Annotated in this window: 1 pseudogene; it reads left to right on the forward strand. The window is 57.4% G+C overall.

The window, feature by feature from the left end:
• A pseudogene (gene tnpC, locus BZK31_RS10405) lies at window positions 1-920 on the forward strand (IS66 family transposase); the annotation flags it as partial.

A 920-nucleotide genomic window follows, 5' to 3' on the forward strand; every position in this document is an offset into this window, starting at 1 on the left:
CGACAACGCCTCAAATGGCGTTGTTCAATGAAGCGGAGCACGAGGTCGAGTTGGCGTGCGAGACCACTGAAGAAGAGGTCGTCACACCCGCAAAGCGCCGTGGCAAGCGTAATCCATTGCCTGCAGATCTACCTCGCATCGAAGTCATCCACGAACTGCCCGAGCATGAGCTGACTTGTACCTGCGGTTGCCGCAAACACGCCATTGGCGAGAAAATCAGCGAGCAACTTGAAGTCGTCCCGATGCAGATACGGGTGATCAAACACGTTCGTAAAATCTACAGTTGCCGCGACTGCGAGACTGCACCGGTCACTGCGGACAAGCCGGCTCAGGTGATTGAAAAGAGCATGGCCAGCCCGAGCGTTCTGGCGATGCTGCTGACCACTAAATATGTGGACGGTTTGCCGCTTCACCGCTTTGAAAAAGTACTGGGCCGCCACGGCATCGATATCCCTCGCCAGACCTTGGCACGCTGGGTTATCCAGTGCGGCGAACACTTCCAGCCGCTGCTGAATTTAATGCGTGACAGCCTATTGGCCAGCCGGGTCATCCATTGCGATGAAACGCGGGTGCAAGTGCTGAAAGAGCCTGACCGCGAGCCAGGCAGCCAGTCATGGATGTGGGTGCAAACCGGCGGCCCGCCGGATAGCCGGTGATCCTTTTTGACTACTCCACCAGCCGAGCGCAGGAGGTGCCTACGCGCCTGCTCGATGGCTATCGCGGTTACGTCATGACCGATGATTATGCCGGTTACACCGCACTGGGCGCCCAAGCTGGAGTTGAGCGTTTAGGGTGCTGGGCCCATGCGCGTCGCAAGTTCGTTGAAGCACAGAAAGTGCAGCCCAAAGGTAAAACGGGGCGTGCGGATATCGCGCTGAATCTGATCAACAAGCTTTACGGTATCGAACGCGACCTAAAGG

The sequence above is a fragment of the Pseudomonas floridensis genome (assembly GCF_002087235.1).
Classification (GTDB): domain Bacteria; phylum Pseudomonadota; class Gammaproteobacteria; order Pseudomonadales; family Pseudomonadaceae; genus Aquipseudomonas; species Aquipseudomonas floridensis.